Origin of the sequence: Erwinia pyri, from assembly GCF_030758455.1 — a bacterium.
Taxonomy (GTDB): domain Bacteria; phylum Pseudomonadota; class Gammaproteobacteria; order Enterobacterales; family Enterobacteriaceae; genus Erwinia; species Erwinia pyri.
The window spans coordinates 2,073,858-2,089,213 of the sequence record NZ_CP132353.1 but is presented as its reverse complement, the minus strand read 5'-3'; the positions used below and the strand labels follow the sequence as shown (position 1 = coordinate 2,089,213).

The 15,356-nt window shown below is 53.2% G+C and carries 16 protein-coding genes; 10 read left to right on the top strand and 6 right to left on the bottom strand.

Annotation, left to right across the window (positions count from 1 at the left end):
- The first annotated feature begins 18 nt into the window (after positions 1-18).
- The gene (locus tag Q3V30_RS09715) at positions 19-366 is read left to right on the top strand and encodes a DUF1283 family protein (protein ID WP_306212771.1); all 348 of its coding nucleotides are present in this window, start codon (positions 19-21) and stop codon (positions 364-366) included.
- 62 nt (positions 367-428) lie between these two features.
- Positions 429-722, top strand: coding sequence for a DUF1161 domain-containing protein (locus tag Q3V30_RS09710; protein ID WP_306212770.1), 294 nt, complete (start codon positions 429-431; stop codon positions 720-722).
- A gap of 138 nt (positions 723-860) precedes the next feature.
- Here the strand turns inward: Q3V30_RS09710 and Q3V30_RS09705 are convergent, their stop codons facing one another.
- Entirely contained in the window at positions 861-2,315 is a 1,455-nt protein-coding gene (locus tag Q3V30_RS09705) for an MDR family MFS transporter (protein WP_306212769.1), read from the bottom strand.
- Positions 2,316-2,722: 407 nt separating this feature from the next.
- On the opposite strand from Q3V30_RS09705, the gene osmY reads away from it, so the two are divergent.
- From osmY to osmV, 4 genes are read left to right on the top strand one after another with little or no spacing between them, the layout of a single operon-like run.
- Entirely contained in the window at positions 2,723-3,439 is a 717-nt protein-coding gene (gene osmY, locus Q3V30_RS09700) for an osmoprotectant ABC transporter permease OsmY (protein WP_306212768.1), read from the top strand.
- 37 nt (positions 3,440-3,476) lie between these two features.
- A complete protein-coding gene (locus Q3V30_RS09695; RefSeq protein ID WP_428979257.1) occupies positions 3,477-4,382 on the top strand; it encodes a glycine betaine ABC transporter substrate-binding protein in 906 nt (301 codons plus the stop codon).
- Between the two features lie 9 nt (positions 4,383-4,391).
- Complete coding sequence (gene osmW / locus Q3V30_RS09690; RefSeq protein WP_306212767.1) at positions 4,392-5,039, top strand: osmoprotectant ABC transporter permease OsmW; 648 nt, start codon at positions 4,392-4,394, stop codon at positions 5,037-5,039.
- Positions 5,039-6,178, top strand: a complete 1,140-nt coding sequence (osmV, locus tag Q3V30_RS09685; protein ID WP_306212766.1) for an osmoprotectant ABC transporter ATP-binding protein OsmV — start codon at positions 5,039-5,041, stop codon at positions 6,176-6,178. Before osmW ends, osmV begins: the two co-directional genes overlap by 1 nt.
- Before the next feature lie 101 nt (positions 6,179-6,279).
- Here the strand turns inward: osmV and bioD are convergent, their stop codons facing one another.
- From bioD to Q3V30_RS09670, 3 genes are all read right to left on the bottom strand, one after another.
- On the bottom strand, positions 6,280-6,948 hold the full coding sequence (gene bioD, locus Q3V30_RS09680; RefSeq protein ID WP_306213160.1) for a dethiobiotin synthase: 669 nt from the start codon (positions 6,946-6,948) through the stop codon (positions 6,280-6,282).
- 126 nt (positions 6,949-7,074) lie between these two features.
- Positions 7,075-8,340, bottom strand: a complete 1,266-nt coding sequence (gene mlc, locus Q3V30_RS09675) for a sugar metabolism global transcriptional regulator Mlc (protein WP_428979245.1) — start codon at positions 8,338-8,340, stop codon at positions 7,075-7,077.
- 68 nt (positions 8,341-8,408) lie between these two features.
- Positions 8,409-9,320, bottom strand: a complete 912-nt coding sequence (locus tag Q3V30_RS09670; protein ID WP_306212764.1) for a LysR family transcriptional regulator — start codon at positions 9,318-9,320, stop codon at positions 8,409-8,411.
- A gap of 81 nt (positions 9,321-9,401) precedes the next feature.
- Between Q3V30_RS09670 and Q3V30_RS09665 the strand changes: the two genes are divergently transcribed.
- On the top strand, positions 9,402-10,667 hold the full coding sequence (locus Q3V30_RS09665; RefSeq protein WP_428979256.1) for an MFS transporter: 1,266 nt from the start codon (positions 9,402-9,404) through the stop codon (positions 10,665-10,667).
- A gap of 47 nt (positions 10,668-10,714) precedes the next feature.
- Here Q3V30_RS09665 and msrA read toward each other — a convergent pair whose 3' ends face one another.
- Both msrA and Q3V30_RS09655 read right to left on the bottom strand, forming a co-directional pair.
- Positions 10,715-11,248, bottom strand: a complete 534-nt coding sequence (gene msrA / locus Q3V30_RS09660) for a peptide-methionine (S)-S-oxide reductase MsrA (RefSeq protein ID WP_306212763.1) — start codon at positions 11,246-11,248, stop codon at positions 10,715-10,717.
- 28 nt (positions 11,249-11,276) lie between these two features.
- On the bottom strand, positions 11,277-11,918 hold the full coding sequence (locus Q3V30_RS09655; RefSeq protein WP_306212762.1) for a TetR/AcrR family transcriptional regulator: 642 nt from the start codon (positions 11,916-11,918) through the stop codon (positions 11,277-11,279).
- A 316-nt stretch (positions 11,919-12,234) separates the two neighbouring features.
- Here Q3V30_RS09655 and bhsA (Q3V30_RS09650) point away from each other — a divergent pair, with 316 nt between their 5' ends.
- From bhsA (Q3V30_RS09650) to Q3V30_RS09640, 3 genes are all read left to right on the top strand, one after another.
- On the top strand, positions 12,235-12,489 hold the full coding sequence (gene bhsA / locus Q3V30_RS09650) for a multiple stress resistance protein BhsA (protein ID WP_306212761.1): 255 nt from the start codon (positions 12,235-12,237) through the stop codon (positions 12,487-12,489).
- Between the two features lie 52 nt (positions 12,490-12,541).
- Positions 12,542-12,799, top strand: a complete 258-nt coding sequence (gene bhsA, locus Q3V30_RS09645) for a multiple stress resistance protein BhsA (protein ID WP_306212760.1) — start codon at positions 12,542-12,544, stop codon at positions 12,797-12,799.
- Positions 12,800-13,275: 476 nt separating this feature from the next.
- Positions 13,276-15,318, top strand: coding sequence for a choline transporter (locus Q3V30_RS09640; RefSeq protein ID WP_306212759.1), 2,043 nt, complete (start codon positions 13,276-13,278; stop codon positions 15,316-15,318).
- The last annotated feature ends 38 nt before the right edge of the window (positions 15,319-15,356 follow it).

Below are 15,356 nucleotides of genomic sequence, written 5' to 3'. Positions count from 1 at the left end.
GGAAATCAGGAAATGTCGATGAAACAATGGCAAAAACATCTGAGCAAGGCCGCTCTGCCGCTGGTGCTTTTTGGCGCCCTGTTCAGCATACAGCAGAGTGCTCAGGCCAAAACCGATCGCTTAATTATTCAGGATGGCGATAACGCATTAAGTAACGAGCAGGCGCGTCAGGAGAAAGAGCAGTGGGATGAAACTCACCGGCTACGCAGTAAAGTAAACACGCGCGTTGAAAAGAACTTTGATAAAGCAGACCGCGCCGTTGATACCCGTGACGCCTGCGACCAGAGCCTTAACGTTAATGCTTACTGGGAACCGAACACCCTCCGCTGCCTCGACCGTCGTACTGGCCGTCCGGTTGCTCCCTGATCGATAAGAACTGCTATAGTTAGCCCGAAGCAAACAGCTCCAGTAAACAGAGGGATGACAGGATGAAACAGTATTCGTGGATGTTAGCCGCAGTGATGATCGCCGCGCCGCTGGCCGTACAGGCCTCCTGCGAGACGGTAAAAGCGGACATTAATCAGAAAATCATTAATAACGGCGTTGCCGCCGGTGATTTTACCTTGGATGTTGTGCCAAATGATCAGGTCGATCAGGCGGGTGGACAGGTTGTTGGGCACTGCGCGAACGATACGCAAAAAATCGTTTATAAGCGCAACGGTTCAGAGAGCGAATCTGTCCCGGCCAGCACCGGAACCTCTCAGGATGCCCCTGCCTCCTGATAAACATGGGGGTGGTTCTCGCCCCCATGTTTCATCCTGCCAGTTGGTCCTTTCTGCATTTTTGTTTGCGCATGCCTTATTCTATTCCGGCCCTTTTGATGGAGCTTTATTGCGATCACCCGTTCCTGCCCACCACTTTTAATGCGGCTTGGTTGCAGGAACCCAGCGAGCGATCAGCAGGCTGGCCACGGCGATCCCTACCGATACCACAAAAACCCAGTGCAGTGAATGCGCGACTTCATTCACCATAGAATGCAGCACCCCCTGACCGAGCGCATCGCGCTGCGGCTGGGACATGATCTGCTGTACCGGATCGTCATGCCCCGGCAGGCGAACCATCAGATTGTAATTCAGTACTGCCCCCATCACTGCCGTTCCCAGCGCTGAACCCAGCATACGGCTGAACATAATGGATGCGGTGCAAATACCCCGGATAGAGAACTCTGCCGTATTCTGCACGGCAATCAGGAAGGTAGTACTGGTCATTCCCATGCCAGTGCCAATAACAAAAGCAGAGAGTGCGGCATGCAGAACCGAGCTGCTGCTGTGCAGGGTTAACAGTAATGAGGTTCCCAGAATCAGCAGTACGGCCCCTGTTTGGGCAGTAAAACGGTAGGATGTTTTTTGCATCAGCCGTCCGCTCAGGGTACTGGCCAGCGGCCAGCCAATGGACATCATTGCTAGCGCGCTCCCCGCCTGGAGCGGCGTTCCGCCGTTTACGCCCTGGATCCAGGTAGGTAAAAAGGCGCTGATCCCCATCATGGCAGCGCCGATAACCAGATTGCCGGCGTTGCCTGCCACCAGCGTACGGCTGCGCCAGATCGCCATCGGAAAGAGCGGTTCATCGGCCCCTTTTTCATGGCGCAACAGCGCTATTCCCGCCAACAAAGCCACCGCAATCAGCACGAAAGCCCAGTAACCCAGTGATTCCGCCTGTAATAACGCAGTCAGCAACGCGCTGACGGTCAGCATCAGCCAGGCGCTACCCGCCAGGTTCAGCTTTTGCGCCTTCTCATTGTGGGATTCAGGGAACCAGCGGGCCAGCATCAGCATGGAGACAATCCCAATGGGCACGTTGACCCAGAAGATCAGCGCCCAGTTGAAGTGCTGCACAATCCACGCGCCCGTTAACGGGCCGGTTATAGCGGCTATGCCCCAGACGCTGGAGAGCCAGCCCTGAATGCTGGCGCGCTCTTTAGGGGGATAGACGTCGGCGATGATGGTGGAAGTCAGTGGCATGATCGCCCCGGCGCCAAGTCCCTGGAAAGCCCTGAACAGAATAAGCCAGGCCATGTTAGTGGCAAAGCCGCAAAGAACAGAGCCTGCCAGGAACAGCGAGGTGCCGATGAAAAAGACTCGCTTTCTGCCCCACAAATCTGCCAGACGGCCATAAACAGGCACGCTTACTGCCTGGGTCAGCAAGTAGATGGAAAAAACCCAGCCAAACTGCGAAAACCCACCGAGCTCAGCAATAATGGTCGGCATCGCCGTAGCGACGATGGTCACCTCAATGGCCGCCATAAACATCGCCAGCATAGCGGCAACCAGGATCCAGTGGCGATGCGTCACCTGGTGTTGAGCTGTATCAGACATAAGTCTCCTTGAGTAAGCTTCCTTTATTCTGGCCTGGAATGGGGGCAACAGTTTCCGAAAAGTGCTTTTTACTGAGCACTAATTGTGACGGTGTCACTTTTTGATCGATAAAATATTTTCATTGAACTCAGGCCAGTACCGGTAAGGGTTTGAGCGCCCTGTTCATCAAAACTATGCCTCTGATTTTAAGCCTTAAACTTGGCATTACCTGTTCAAGGCTGCTATAGATTGAAGGCGCTTTCAGACCCTTTATCAACAAAAAGCGTTAAACGTCACACTTTTTCAGCTCATCTGTCTGGTTTTGAGAAAGTAAGACGTTTTCTGGCAACGCGCCTCTTTTGCGCACTGAAATGGCCAGATTGTTAATTAGCACTATCCCTTTGGGATTGTCAGGGAGAATGGGATTCATGCAACATCATACTCTGCTCCGGCGCGCTCTACTCGCCGTGATCTTTATCGCTGTCGTCATTGGCCTGCTGGTTTACGGCCTTGGGATTGAGACGATTAAAGCCCGTAAGGTCGATCTGCTTTACCTTGGTCAGCAACATATGCTGCTGGTGTTCTGGTCAATGCTCTTCGCCCTGCTGGTCGGTATTCCCAGCGGGATCCTCCTCAGCCGCCCTTTCGCCCGCAAATGGGCTGAATATGTCATGCAGATCTTCAACGTCGGTAATACTCTTCCGCCGCTTGCCGTACTGGCGCTGGCGATGGTGGTACTGGGGATCGGCGATCGTCCTGCCATTATCGCGCTGTTCCTGGCTTCCTTACTGCCAATTGTCCGTAACACCTACTCCGGTCTCTGCTCGGTACCTGCTTCTCTGACTGAAGCGGCTAAGGGCATCGGCATGACTAAAGGCCAGCGGTTACGCCAGGTCGAACTACCCAACGCCTGGCCGGTTATGCTTTCCGGCATTCGCGTGGCAACAGCTATTAACGTCGGCACCGCGCCGCTGGCGTTTCTGATTGGCGCCAGCAGCTATGGCGAGCTGATCTTCCCCGGCATTTACCTTAATGACTTCCCTACGCTAATCCTTGGCGCCGCAGCAACAGCGTTATTTGCGCTGATCCTCGATATGCTGCTGGCTGGCCTGGGCCGTATTTTAAGCCCTCACACGGCCGTATAAGAATAATCAGGAGTGAATCATGGCTAAGGCCTTCTCAATGACCCGTTGGGTCAGATATACCGCGCTGGCGCTGGGAGCCACGCTGGCGATGAGCGCTACCGCAGCGGCCGAACCGATCAGAATGGCAACCAAAAGCTTTACCGAGCAGCACATTCTCTCTGCCCTGACCACGCAGTATCTTCGTAAAAAAGGGTTCCAGGTAGAGCCCAAAACCAATATTGCCACCACTATTGGCCGTAATGCGATGATCAACAAGCAGATTGATATGACCTGGGAGTACACCGGCACCTCGCTGATTATTTTCAACCATATCAATAAGCCAATGTCGTCTGAAGAGGCCTATAACACGGTGAAAAAACTGGATGCCAAACTGGGTCTGGTCTGGCTCAATCCCGCGCCGATGAATAATACCTATGCGTTCGCTATGCAGCGTAAACGTGCTGATGTAGAGCACATTGAAACGATGTCACAGCTGGTGGCCAAAATTGAAGATATCCGCAAAAACGACCCGGACCATAACTGGATGCTGGGCCTGGATCTGGAGTTTGCCGGACGTTCAGACGGTATGAAGCCGTTGCAGAAAGCCTATAACATGCCGCTGGATCGGCCGCAGATCCGGCAGATGGATCCCGGACTGGTTTATAACGCTATCCGGGATGGTTTTGTGGATGCCGGGCTGGTCTACACCACCGATGGCCGCGTGAAGGGTTTCGATCTGAAAATCCTGAAAGATGATAAAGGTTTCTTCCCAAGCTATGCCGTTACGCCGGTAGTGACCCAGGCCACGCTCGATTCACATCCCGGCTTGGCCGAAGCGCTTAACAGCCTGTCGCCACTGATCACCGATGATGCGATTACCGAAATGAACAAACGCGTTGATATCGATCATCAGTCTCCGCAGAAGGTGGCAAGTGATTTCCTGAAATCTAAAGGTTTGATCTGAGGAGACCCTATGGACACCCTTCACTATATTATTGATAACTGGAGCTATCTGGCCACACTGACCTTCCAGCATCTCTGGCTTGTGGCGCTGGCTGTGGGCATGGCGATCGTCATCGGCGTGCCGCTGGGGATTGTTATCGTTCGTTATAAATGGCTGGCGACACCGGTCCTCGGCCTGGCGACCATTGTGCTCACCATCCCTTCCATTGCACTGTTTGGCCTGATGATCCCGCTGTTTTCGCTGGTGGGCCAGGGGATTGGAGTGTTGCCTGCGGTAACCGCAGTGTTCCTCTACTCGCTGCTCCCTATCGTGCGCAACACCCATACGGCACTGGAGAATATTCCACCGGGACTTCGCGAAGCGGGTCGCGGGATTGGTATGACTTTCTCACAGCGTTTGCGCTGGGTTGAGATCCCGATGGCGCTGCCGGTGATTTTTGGCGGCATTCGTACCGCAGTAGTGATGAACGTAGGCGTAATGGCCATTGCCGCCGTGATTGGTGCCGGCGGACTGGGCCTGCTGCTGCTGGATGGTATCAGCGGCAGCGATATCCGCATGCTGATTGCAGGCGCGCTGATGATCTGCCTGCTGGCAATTATTCTCGACTGGCTGCTGCACCGCCTGCAGCTGGCGCTGACTCCGAAGGGGATTCGATAATGATAAAACTGGAAAACCTCACCAAAACTTTTAGCCAGAAAAACGGCAACACTTTTAACGCCGTAGACAACGTCAGCCTTAACGTGCCGGAAGGCGAAATGTGCGTGCTGCTCGGCCCTTCCGGCTGCGGCAAATCGACCACTCTCAAGATGATCAACCGCCTGATCCCCTCGACCAGCGGTAAGATTCTGATCAACGGTGAAGATACCAGCGGACTGGATACTGTTACCCTCCGCCGGAACATAGGTTATGTTATTCAGCAGATTGGTCTGTTCCCGAATATGACCATCGAGGAGAACATTACCGTGGTGCCCCGGATGCTGGGTTGGGACAAGAAACGTTGCCGCGATCGCGCCAGTGAGCTGATGAGTATGGTTGCGCTGGATCCCAAAAACTTCCTGCATCGCTACCCCCGCGAGTTGTCTGGCGGCCAGCAGCAGCGTATCGGCGTGATCCGCGCCCTGGCTGCCGATCCACCGGTTTTACTGATGGATGAACCTTTTGGCGCGGTCGACCCGATCAACCGTGAAGCGATCCAGAATGAATTCCTGGATATGCAACGACAGCTGAAGAAAACCGTGATGCTGGTCAGCCACGACATTGATGAAGCGCTGAAGCTGGGTGACCGCATTGCGGTATTTGGCCAGGGTAAAATCGTGCAGTGCGCCAGCCCGGATGAGCTTCTGGCAAAACCAGCTAACGAGTTTGTCGGATCTTTCGTCGGCCAGGACCGTACCCTGAAGCGACTGCTGTTAGTCCAGGCGGGTGACGTAACTGACCAGCAACCCACCATCACCGTCAGGAAAAGCACCCCGCTCTCTGAGGCATTCGGCATGATGGACGATAACGATATGCGCTCAATTACGGTAGTGGATGATGATGGCAAACCGCTCGGCTTTGTGAAACGTCGTGAGGCTCGCGGCGCGTCAGGTCACTGTGCCGATATGCTGAACAAATTTACCGTAACCGGACGCGCGGAAGAGAACCTGCGCGTTGTGCTGTCAAAGCTCTATGAGCACAATCTGGTCTGGATGCCAATTGTGGATGAAGAAGGCCGGTACAGCGGAGAAATTTCGCAGGACTATATTGCAGATTATCTGAGTTCAGGCCGTACCCGCCGGGTACTGAATCTGGCTTAACGATCCAGCCAGCGGTGATTAGCCGCTGGCTGCTAATAGTGTGTCTGTTAAGCTCGTCGATGTAATACATTCATCGGCAGGCTTTGCAGCTAACCGGGCTATCACAATTTCAGCGCACTCAGATCCAGATATTTTGCCAGATCCCGCGTTTCGGCACGCGGTAAATAGGGTAGCTCACCCAGCAACGGCGCCTGAATTTTGCTGCTCAGCACGCTAATGATCTCGGCATAGTGTGCCAGGCCAGGGTTGATGCGGTTGGCAACCCAGCCCAACAGCGGCAGGCCATCATTCTGGATAGCTTCCGCGGTCAGTAACGCATGGCTCAGGCAACCGAGCTTGATCCCTACCACCATCACTACCGGAAGCTTCTCTTCAACAGCCCATTCCGACAACGGTCTGAGATCGTTCATCAGGCTTCGCCAGCCACCCGTTCCCTCAACAACCACATAATCTGCCTGCGCTGCCAGCGATCGCAGACCGGCGCTCAGCGTGGAGTAATCGATAGCGGTATCGCGGCTGGTGCTGAGCTCATCATCCAGTGCTGTGACCGGATTGATCGCGGCATAGGGTAGCTGCAATGAAGAGGAAGATTGTAAAATCAGCGCATCTTTATTACGCGGCCCCTCCTCCGTTTGCTGGCTGCTTTTGGCTACAGGCTTGTAGCCCACGGTGAGTTTATTGCCTTCTGTCAGTTTCTGCAAAAGCGCACGGCTGACCACTGTTTTCCCCACCTCGGTATCGGTGCCAGTGACAAATAACTGCTTCAATATGCCCTCTCCATCGGCCCCGTTTGGCCAATCAATTAAATTTCATTAACTGTCAGAGCAGGCATGGTAGGTCAGGCGAGATGAGATCGGTTTGCGTTAGCGCAACATTTTTTCACTAAGTGCGAATATTTATCCCTGCAGCAGCTTTACCAGCAAGGTGCCATCATAAAGCGCATCCTTAACCAGGGCCGCGCCCCGCATTGTTCCAACCTGATGGAAATACGCAGGCTCAACTTCAATCTGCTGGCTGTAAGCAGGTAAGGCCTGACGATGAATCGCGTCAGCGATGGCGGGGAACAGAATTGACTGGGCCTGATTAAGCGGCGAACCAATCAGAATTTTTTGTGGATTAAAGAGATTAACCATGATGGCGACGATCCGCCCTACGCTCTGCCCAACGCCCGCTATCAGCTCTTTTGCCAGCGCATCGTCCTGCATTGCCGCTTTGCACAGCCGGTCAATGCTCAGAGGCTGCCCCTGCAGGCTGCTTGCTTCACCCGTTCGCAGGCGTTGTTCGGCCAGCTCTAACAGACTATCGCTACTGGCAACCGTTTCCAGGCAGCCGTGATTGCCGCAGTAGCACTGCTTACCCTGAGGATCGACCTGCGTATGGCCGATCTCTACCAGCGTACTACTGCCGTTATGCAACAGCTTTCCACTGGTGATCACGCCAGCGCCCACCTGATGATCGATCACGACCTGAATGACGTCTCTGGCCTGCTGCGAAGCACCAAAAAGCGACTCGGCCAGCGTCCAGGCAGAGACATCATGCTGGATATAGACCGGTAGTCCGGTGCGTTTCTCAAGCTCTGGTCCGAGAGGCATATCGGTGACGTGATAAAAAGGCATGCGGTGAACGATGCCGCTGCGGGCGTTTAAAATGCCGGGCAGCGTAATGGCTATCGCCGTAAGGCGCTCCAGCTTCTTTTGATGGCGGATAAAAAAAGCGTCAATTTCTGCGATGATCCTGTTTAACAGCGGCTCGCTCTCCGTCACGGGCAGCGGGCAGCTCTCTTCAGTAACCAGTTGATTGCTTAAGTCGCGTAAAGCCAGCAGGATATCGCCGTGGCCAATACTCACCGAGAGGTAGTGCCAGGCTTTGGTGTCGAGGATCAAACCAACGGCAGGCCGTCCGCGGCTTCCCGGTTCCTGAAACTCGGTTTCCTGTACCAGATGCGCTTCCAGCATCTCACGCACAATTTTGGTAATGCTGGCGGGGGCGAGCTGCGCTTTTTTAGACAGTTCGATGCGCGAAATGGGACCACAACGGTCAATCAGGCGATAAACGGCCCCTGCATTGGTCTGTTTGATCTGGTCAATATGGCCTGGCTGGCCGTCCACTATCACACCCTGCTCCTGGTTATTTTCACGCTTCAAAATAAAGCATATCTGCATGGTGAAACACTTCACGGATGCCGTCAAATATTTGATTCGGAATGTGATTTACAGCACATAAAAGTGCCTCAGCTGCCGGTTAAACCGCCAACGGTTGACGCCAGCAGCAGGGTTTTCATCTGTTCTGTGATCGCAGTGGTCTCGCGCCGCCGCGACCAGACCAGCCAGACTTCGGACCAGGCATCCTGCTCTTTCAACGCTACCCAGCGGACATCATCCAGACGAATACGGCTGAAGGAGGCAGGAAGAATTGAAATGCCTAACCCCGTGGCGACCAGCCCAAGAATGGTCATCGCCTCTCCCACTTCCTGCGCAATATTAGGCGCAATAGCGTAACGCTGAAGAAGAGCGAGCGTTTCGCTATAGAGCGCCGTGCCGACCTGCGGGTCAAAAAAGACAAAGGGTTCCTGCGCCAGCTCCGTGACTGAGATTGCAGATTTACCCGCCAGGCGATGATCGCGTGGCAAAACCGCACAGAGCGGTTCACGCAGCATCAGCTGATGGGCAAGCGTTTCCGGCAGCGGCGTATTTCTCATCACCCCCAGATCCAGCCGGCCCTCATTCAGGGGGTCAAGCTGCTGACGCGTATTGATCTCCTGCATCTGAATATGGACGCCCGGATGACGTTGACGGAAAGTGAACAGGGCATCCGATACGGCGGTAATAAAGGGAGCGGAGGAGGTAAAACCAATCCGCAGCTCGCCCTCTTCTCCCCGGTGCAGACGGGCGGCTTTATCCGCAGCCTGCGTTACGCTCTGCATAATCTGCCTGGCATCATTAAGAAACTGCAGACCTGCTGCGGTAAGTTGAACACTTCGGTTGGTGCGGGCGAAGAGTCGTGCACCGATCTGCTGTTCAAGGATCTGGATCTGCTGGCTGAGCGGAGGTTGGGAGATGTTAAGACGCTGTGCCGCCCGGCCAAAATGGAGCTCTTCCGCTACGGCAATAAAATAGCGCAGATGGCGCAGCTCAATATTCATATCTTTAAAGTCTCATTTAAGATTATTAATAGATTAGACATCATACTGAGCGCTTATTACAGTAAATGATGATTTAACTTCCTGAAAGGATTTGCAGTGAATCGCTTATCATCTTCTGCGACGCTGGACGATCGCGTTAAGCATAATCAGCAACCTGCTCCCGATAGTGAATATATCGAGCGCGGTACTCCGCAATACGTGCGCGTGACGCTGGCCCTGTTTTCAGCCGGATTGGCTACCTTCGCCCTTCTCTATTGCGTACAGCCCATTATGCCCGTGCTGTCGCATGAATTTGGGGTTTCACCGGCCGCCAGCAGCCTTTCGCTCTCGCTCTCTACCGTGCTGCTGGCGCTGGGTTTACTGGTGACGGGGCCGCTCTCTGATGCCGTCGGGCGGAAATCCGTGATGGTGACCGCGCTGCTTCTGGCCGCATGCTGTACGCTGCTTTCAGCCGTCATGACCAGCTGGCATGGGATCCTGATTATGCGGGCGCTTATCGGCTTGTCGCTAAGCGGCGTGGCTGCGGTGGGCATGACCTATCTCAGTGAGGAGATGCACCCCGGAGTCATCGCCTTCTCGATGGGACTCTATATCAGCGGTAACTCTATCGGCGGAATGAGCGGCAGGCTGCTAAGCGGCGTGATCACCGATTTCAGCTCATGGCGTGTGGCTGTAACGGTCATCGGCTGTTTCGCTCTCGCCTCTGCCCTGATGTTCTGGAAAATCCTGCCGCCTTCGCGCCATTTCCGTCCCGCCTCCTTGAAACCCCACAGTCTGCTGATTAATTTCAGGCTGCACTGGCGCGATAACGGTCTTCCGCTACTGTTTGCGCAGGGATTTCTGCTGATGGGTGCCTTTGTCACGCTGTTTAATTACATCGGCTATCGCCTGCTGGCACCGCCTTACTTTATGAGTCAGGCCATTGTCGGCCTGCTTTCAGTGGTCTATCTCACCGGCTCATGGAGTTCGCCAAAAGCGGGTTTGATGACGGCTAAGTTTGGTCGTGCCCCGGTGCTGCTGTTTGCGATTGGTATGATGATCGTGGGCGTGCTGATGACGCTGTTCAGCTCCGTCTGGCTGATCCTGCCAGGTATGATGCTGTTTACCGCCGGCTTTTTTGCCGGGCATACGGTGGCCAGCGGCTGGATCGGCCCGCGTGCCAGAAGGGCTAAGGGCCAGGCCAGTTCACTCTATCTGTTCAGTTATTATCTGGGTTCCAGCGTGGCCGGGACGGTGGGCGGGGTCTTCTGGCATCAGTTAGGCTGGCAGGGGATTACCGCTTTTATCACTCTACTGCTGACGGCGGCATTGCTGGTGGGGGTACGTCTCAGGAGTAAACAGCTGTAAAAGAACGGGCCTTGCGCCCGTTCTCCGATCTGCCTGCACGTACAAGCTTACGCTTTAGTACGGTCCGCATAGCGTTTATGCAGTTTTTGCAGTTTAGGGGGAATAACTGCCAGGCAGTAACGGTTCTGCTGCCCTTCGCCTTCCCAGTAATTCTGGTGATAATCTTCGGCCGGATACCACTCCGCTGGCCCTTCAATGGTGGTCACAATGGGGCTGGTGTGATCTTCCTGCGCCCGCACGATAGCGGCCCTGGCTTCTTCTGCCTGAGCATCATCAGCGGGGAAAATAGCGGAACGATACTGAGTCCCGATATCGTTACCCTGGCGGTTAAGCTGGGTCGGATCGTGTGTGGCAAAGCTGATATCCAGCAGGTCACCGTAGCTCACCTTTTCAGGATCAAAGCCCAGGCGGATCGCTTCAGCATGGCCCGTATCGCCCTCACAAACCTGGCGGTAAGTGGGATTAGCCGTATGGCCGCCGATATAACCACTTTCTACCGAGACCACACCGTTAATTTGTTTGAAGACCGCTTCAGTACACCAGAAACAGCCTCCGGCGATGGTTGCATATTCAATTGTCATGGTGACTCCTCTTTTAATGTTGCTGGACTTAATGAGAGCCGATCCGGCTTAATGCAGGCCATTGCAGCATAAGCGTGTCGATAATGCTATCCAGTTCTTCCCGGCTTGCCCCTTCCCGTGCGCGCACCGACATGCCCTGCAGCAGGCAACCAAGATAGGCTGCAAGCGCGGCAATATTCGTTTCTGCATCAAGTTCGCCAGCAGCCTGACGGGCAAGCAAGAAGTGATGGAGATGGCTCTCCTGGCTGGTGTGGCGGGCTTTAAGCATATCCGCCACCTCCGCAGAGTCGGCTGAAAGCGCCGTAGAAGTACAGATAAAGAAACAGCCGGCTGGTTTCTGTCCGTCGGTAAAACAGGCTGCGGTTGAACGAAAGTAGTTTTCTACCCCTTTTTCAACGCTGTTCTCCGGACAGGCTAAAGCCGCCTGCCGTTGATCGGCAAACTTCTCCGTATATCTGTCTACGGCTGCGCGGAACAGTCCCTCTTTATTGGTAAATTCTGCATAGAGCGTTGGGGCTTTAGCGCCCGTCGCCTCGACCAGATCTGACAGGGATGTGGCTTCATAGCCATGTTGCCAGAAGAGCTCAAGCGCCTTATCCAGGGCAGCTTCGCGGTTAAACGTTTTTGGCCGTCCCCGGCCCTTACGTGTGCAGATGTCCTGATCAGTCATAAGTCCTCTCTGTTGACACAGCACTAGCTGATTAAATTACCGATCATTATAAAAACATTCAGGCTGCGATGTCGAGTCTCTTTATCACATTCCTGAAGCAAAAAGAGTTAAAGGGGGCAAGCGCAGATTTCAGGCGAGGTTTTAATTTTTTTTCGTATTATAAAATTTTAAAAATCAATGTGATAGCTATTAAATTAACGATCGATAACAAAATGCTGTTGACGAATGTCCGGGCCAGGAATACCATTTAGTTATCGATCGTTAACTAATAACGACGCAATCATCAACTTAACCGAATTAAGAGAGAATCTGAACCATGAAAAACTTAAAAATGATCCTTGCAGCCCTCGCACTGACCTCTGTCTCGTTTGCCAGTTTTGCGGCCGATAGCGTGACTCAGGAACCGATGAACCAGCAGCAGGTAGGCGTGGTAAGTGCTACAGGTAGCAATCTGTCTTCACTGGAATCTCAACTGGCTGCTAAAGCTGATGCCGCAGGCGCTAAATCATTCCGGATTACCTCAACCACAGGTAATAACCGCATGCATGCTACTGCAGAGATTTATCAGTAATTACACCGAATGAGCTTTGTTTGTAAAATTTTAAACTATTAAGGGTATCGTCATGAAAAACATCAAATTAGTTATCGCCGCAGCTGTTTTAAGTTCTCTCTCTTTTGGCAGCATGGCGGCAGAGCTGGTTACCAGCGCCCCGGCAAATCAGCAAAAACTGGGGGTGATCAGCGCAACCGGCAGTACCAACCTGGCTTCTCTGGAGGCACAACTCTCGGAAAAGGCTCAGGGGGCAGGCGCGAAATCTTTCCTCATCACTTCGACCTCTGGTCAGAACAACCTGCATGGCACCGCCATCATTTATAATTAATTTCGACAGCCGCCCTGCCGTCAGCTCAACTGCTGGCGGCGGTTATCTCTCTGCTCTCAGGCAAAGAAAATATTCCTTCTCCCCCTCCCTTACTTTCTCCGTCTCTGCACTCTGCGCACAAATTCACCAGCGCTCAATCACCTCAAAAATCATCCTGGTTCCTGTTTTATATCCCATAAATAAGCTGTGGAAATATATATCTACTCTTAGTGTGGAAATAAATTAACCCTGTGAACTTAAGTTATTTTTAATTGAATGCTCAATCAATAAAAACTATGATGGTTACCAGTTTTCGCACATTATGTTATTGAAAAGGTGAAAAAATGGTTAATTAACAGAGTTAAATCAAAAAGATAACTTTACACACCTGAGTTTTCCCCAGTGTAGTTAGCGGATATGCGGCGGAGTTTTCCCAGTATGCGCTAAGGCACGCTTTGCGAATATCAGGTTCAATCTTGATTAATTTCGGAGAAGGTATGCCGACGACTGAAATATCCAGCAAAGAACAACAAGACCGCATAAATCCCGTGGTCTTTTACACCTCTGCAGCGCTGATATTGCTGTTTTCTTTAACCACCATTTTTTTTACTGACTTATCCGATCGGTGGATTAACAAAACGCTGGAGTGGGTATCAAATACCTTTGGCTGGTATTACCTGCTGGCCGCGACGGTTTATATCGTCTTTGTGGTGGTGATTGCTGCCTCCCGCTTTGGCTCTATCAAACTGGGGCCGGAACAGTCCAAACCGGAATTCAGTCTGATGAGCTGGGCTGCAATGCTGTTTGCTGCAGGTATTGGTATCGATCTGATGTTTTTCTCGGTAGCAGAACCGGTGACACAGTATATGATGCCGCCTGAAGGCCAGGGTCAGACAATGGAAGCGGCGCGCCAGGCGATGGTCTGGACACTGTTCCACTACGGTTTAACCGGCTGGGCAATGTATGCGCTGATGGGGATCGCTCTGGGCTACTTCAGCTACCGCTACGGTCTGCCGCTAACTATCCGCTCTGCACTCTACCCCATATTTGGCAAACGTATTAATGGCGCGATTGGCCACACTGTTGATATTGCTGCGGTCATTGGTACCATTTTTGGTATTGCCACTACGCTTGGGATTGGCGTAGTTCAGCTGAACTATGGACTCAATGTGCTGTTCCATGTGCCTGAAGGGCTGACGGCGCAGGCTGCGCTGATCGCCCTTTCAGTGATTATGGCGACTATTTCAGTGACCTCTGGCGTGAATAAAGGGATCAGGATCCTCTCGGAACTGAATGTTCTGCTGGCGCTGGGTCTGATCCTCTTTGTGCTGTTTATGGGCGATACCAGTTTCCTGCTGAATGCGCTGGTGCTCAACGTAGGGGATTATATCAATCGCTTTATGGGCATGACGCTGAACAGTTTTGCCTTCGATCGCCCAACAGAATGGATGAACAACTGGACGCTCTTCTTCTGGGCGTGGTGGGTTGCCTGGTCGCCGTTTGTCGGCCTGTTCCTGGCTCGCATCTCTCGTGGCCGTACAATCCGACAGTTCGTTGTCGGCACGCTGACTATTCCCTTCATCTTCACCCTGCTCTGGTTGTCGATTTTCGGCAACAGCGCGCTGAATGAAATTATCCACGGCAACCTGGGCTTTGCGCAGGAAACGCTGGCGCATCCTGAGCGCGGCTTCTACAGCCTGCTGGCGCAATATCCCGCCTTTACCTTCAGCGCTTCGGTGGCGACCATTACCGGCCTGCTGTTCTACGTCACCTCTGCAGATTCCGGCTCGCTGGTATTGGGCAATTTCACCTCACGACTCAGTGACATCAATAACGATGCACCAAACTGGCTGCGGATCTTCTGGTCACTGGCTATTGGATTGCTCACGCTGGGAATGCTGATGGTCAATGGCGTTACGGCGCTGCAGAAAACCACGGTGATTATGGGGCTGCCGTTCAGCTTTGTGATTTTCTTTGTTATGGCCGGTTTGTATAAATCTCTGCGTGTGGAAGATCACCGTCGTGCAAGCAGCGTGGTCAGCACCCCGCCCGTCCCGGTGTCCCGCGAAGACCGCCTGAACTGGAAGCAGCGTATTTCTCGCGTGATGAATTACCCTGGCAGCACCCACACTAAAAAGATGCTGGATACCGTTTGTCTGCCCGCCATGCAGGAGGTAGCGCTGGAACTGGAAAGGCGCGGTGCCGAGGTGCAGGTCAACGAGTTGCCGCCGCTGGAAGATGAGCGTCTGAATCATCTGGAGATGTTAGTTAGCCTGGGCGAAGAACAGCGCTTCCTTTACCAGATCTGGCCTCAGCGCTACTCTGTTCCCGCCTTTACCTATCGGGCACGCAGCGGCAAGTCAGATTATTTCCGGCTGGAAACATTCCTGCTTGAAGGTACGCAGGGCAATGACCTGATGGATTACACCAAAGAGCAGATTATTAATGACATTCTCGATCAGTATGAGCGTCATTTAACCTTCCTGCATATTCATCGGGAAGCGCCGGGCAACACCATGCCTTTCCCCGAAGTCTCATAACGCCCTCTTGTTCAGTAATAAAGCCAGGCATACGCCTG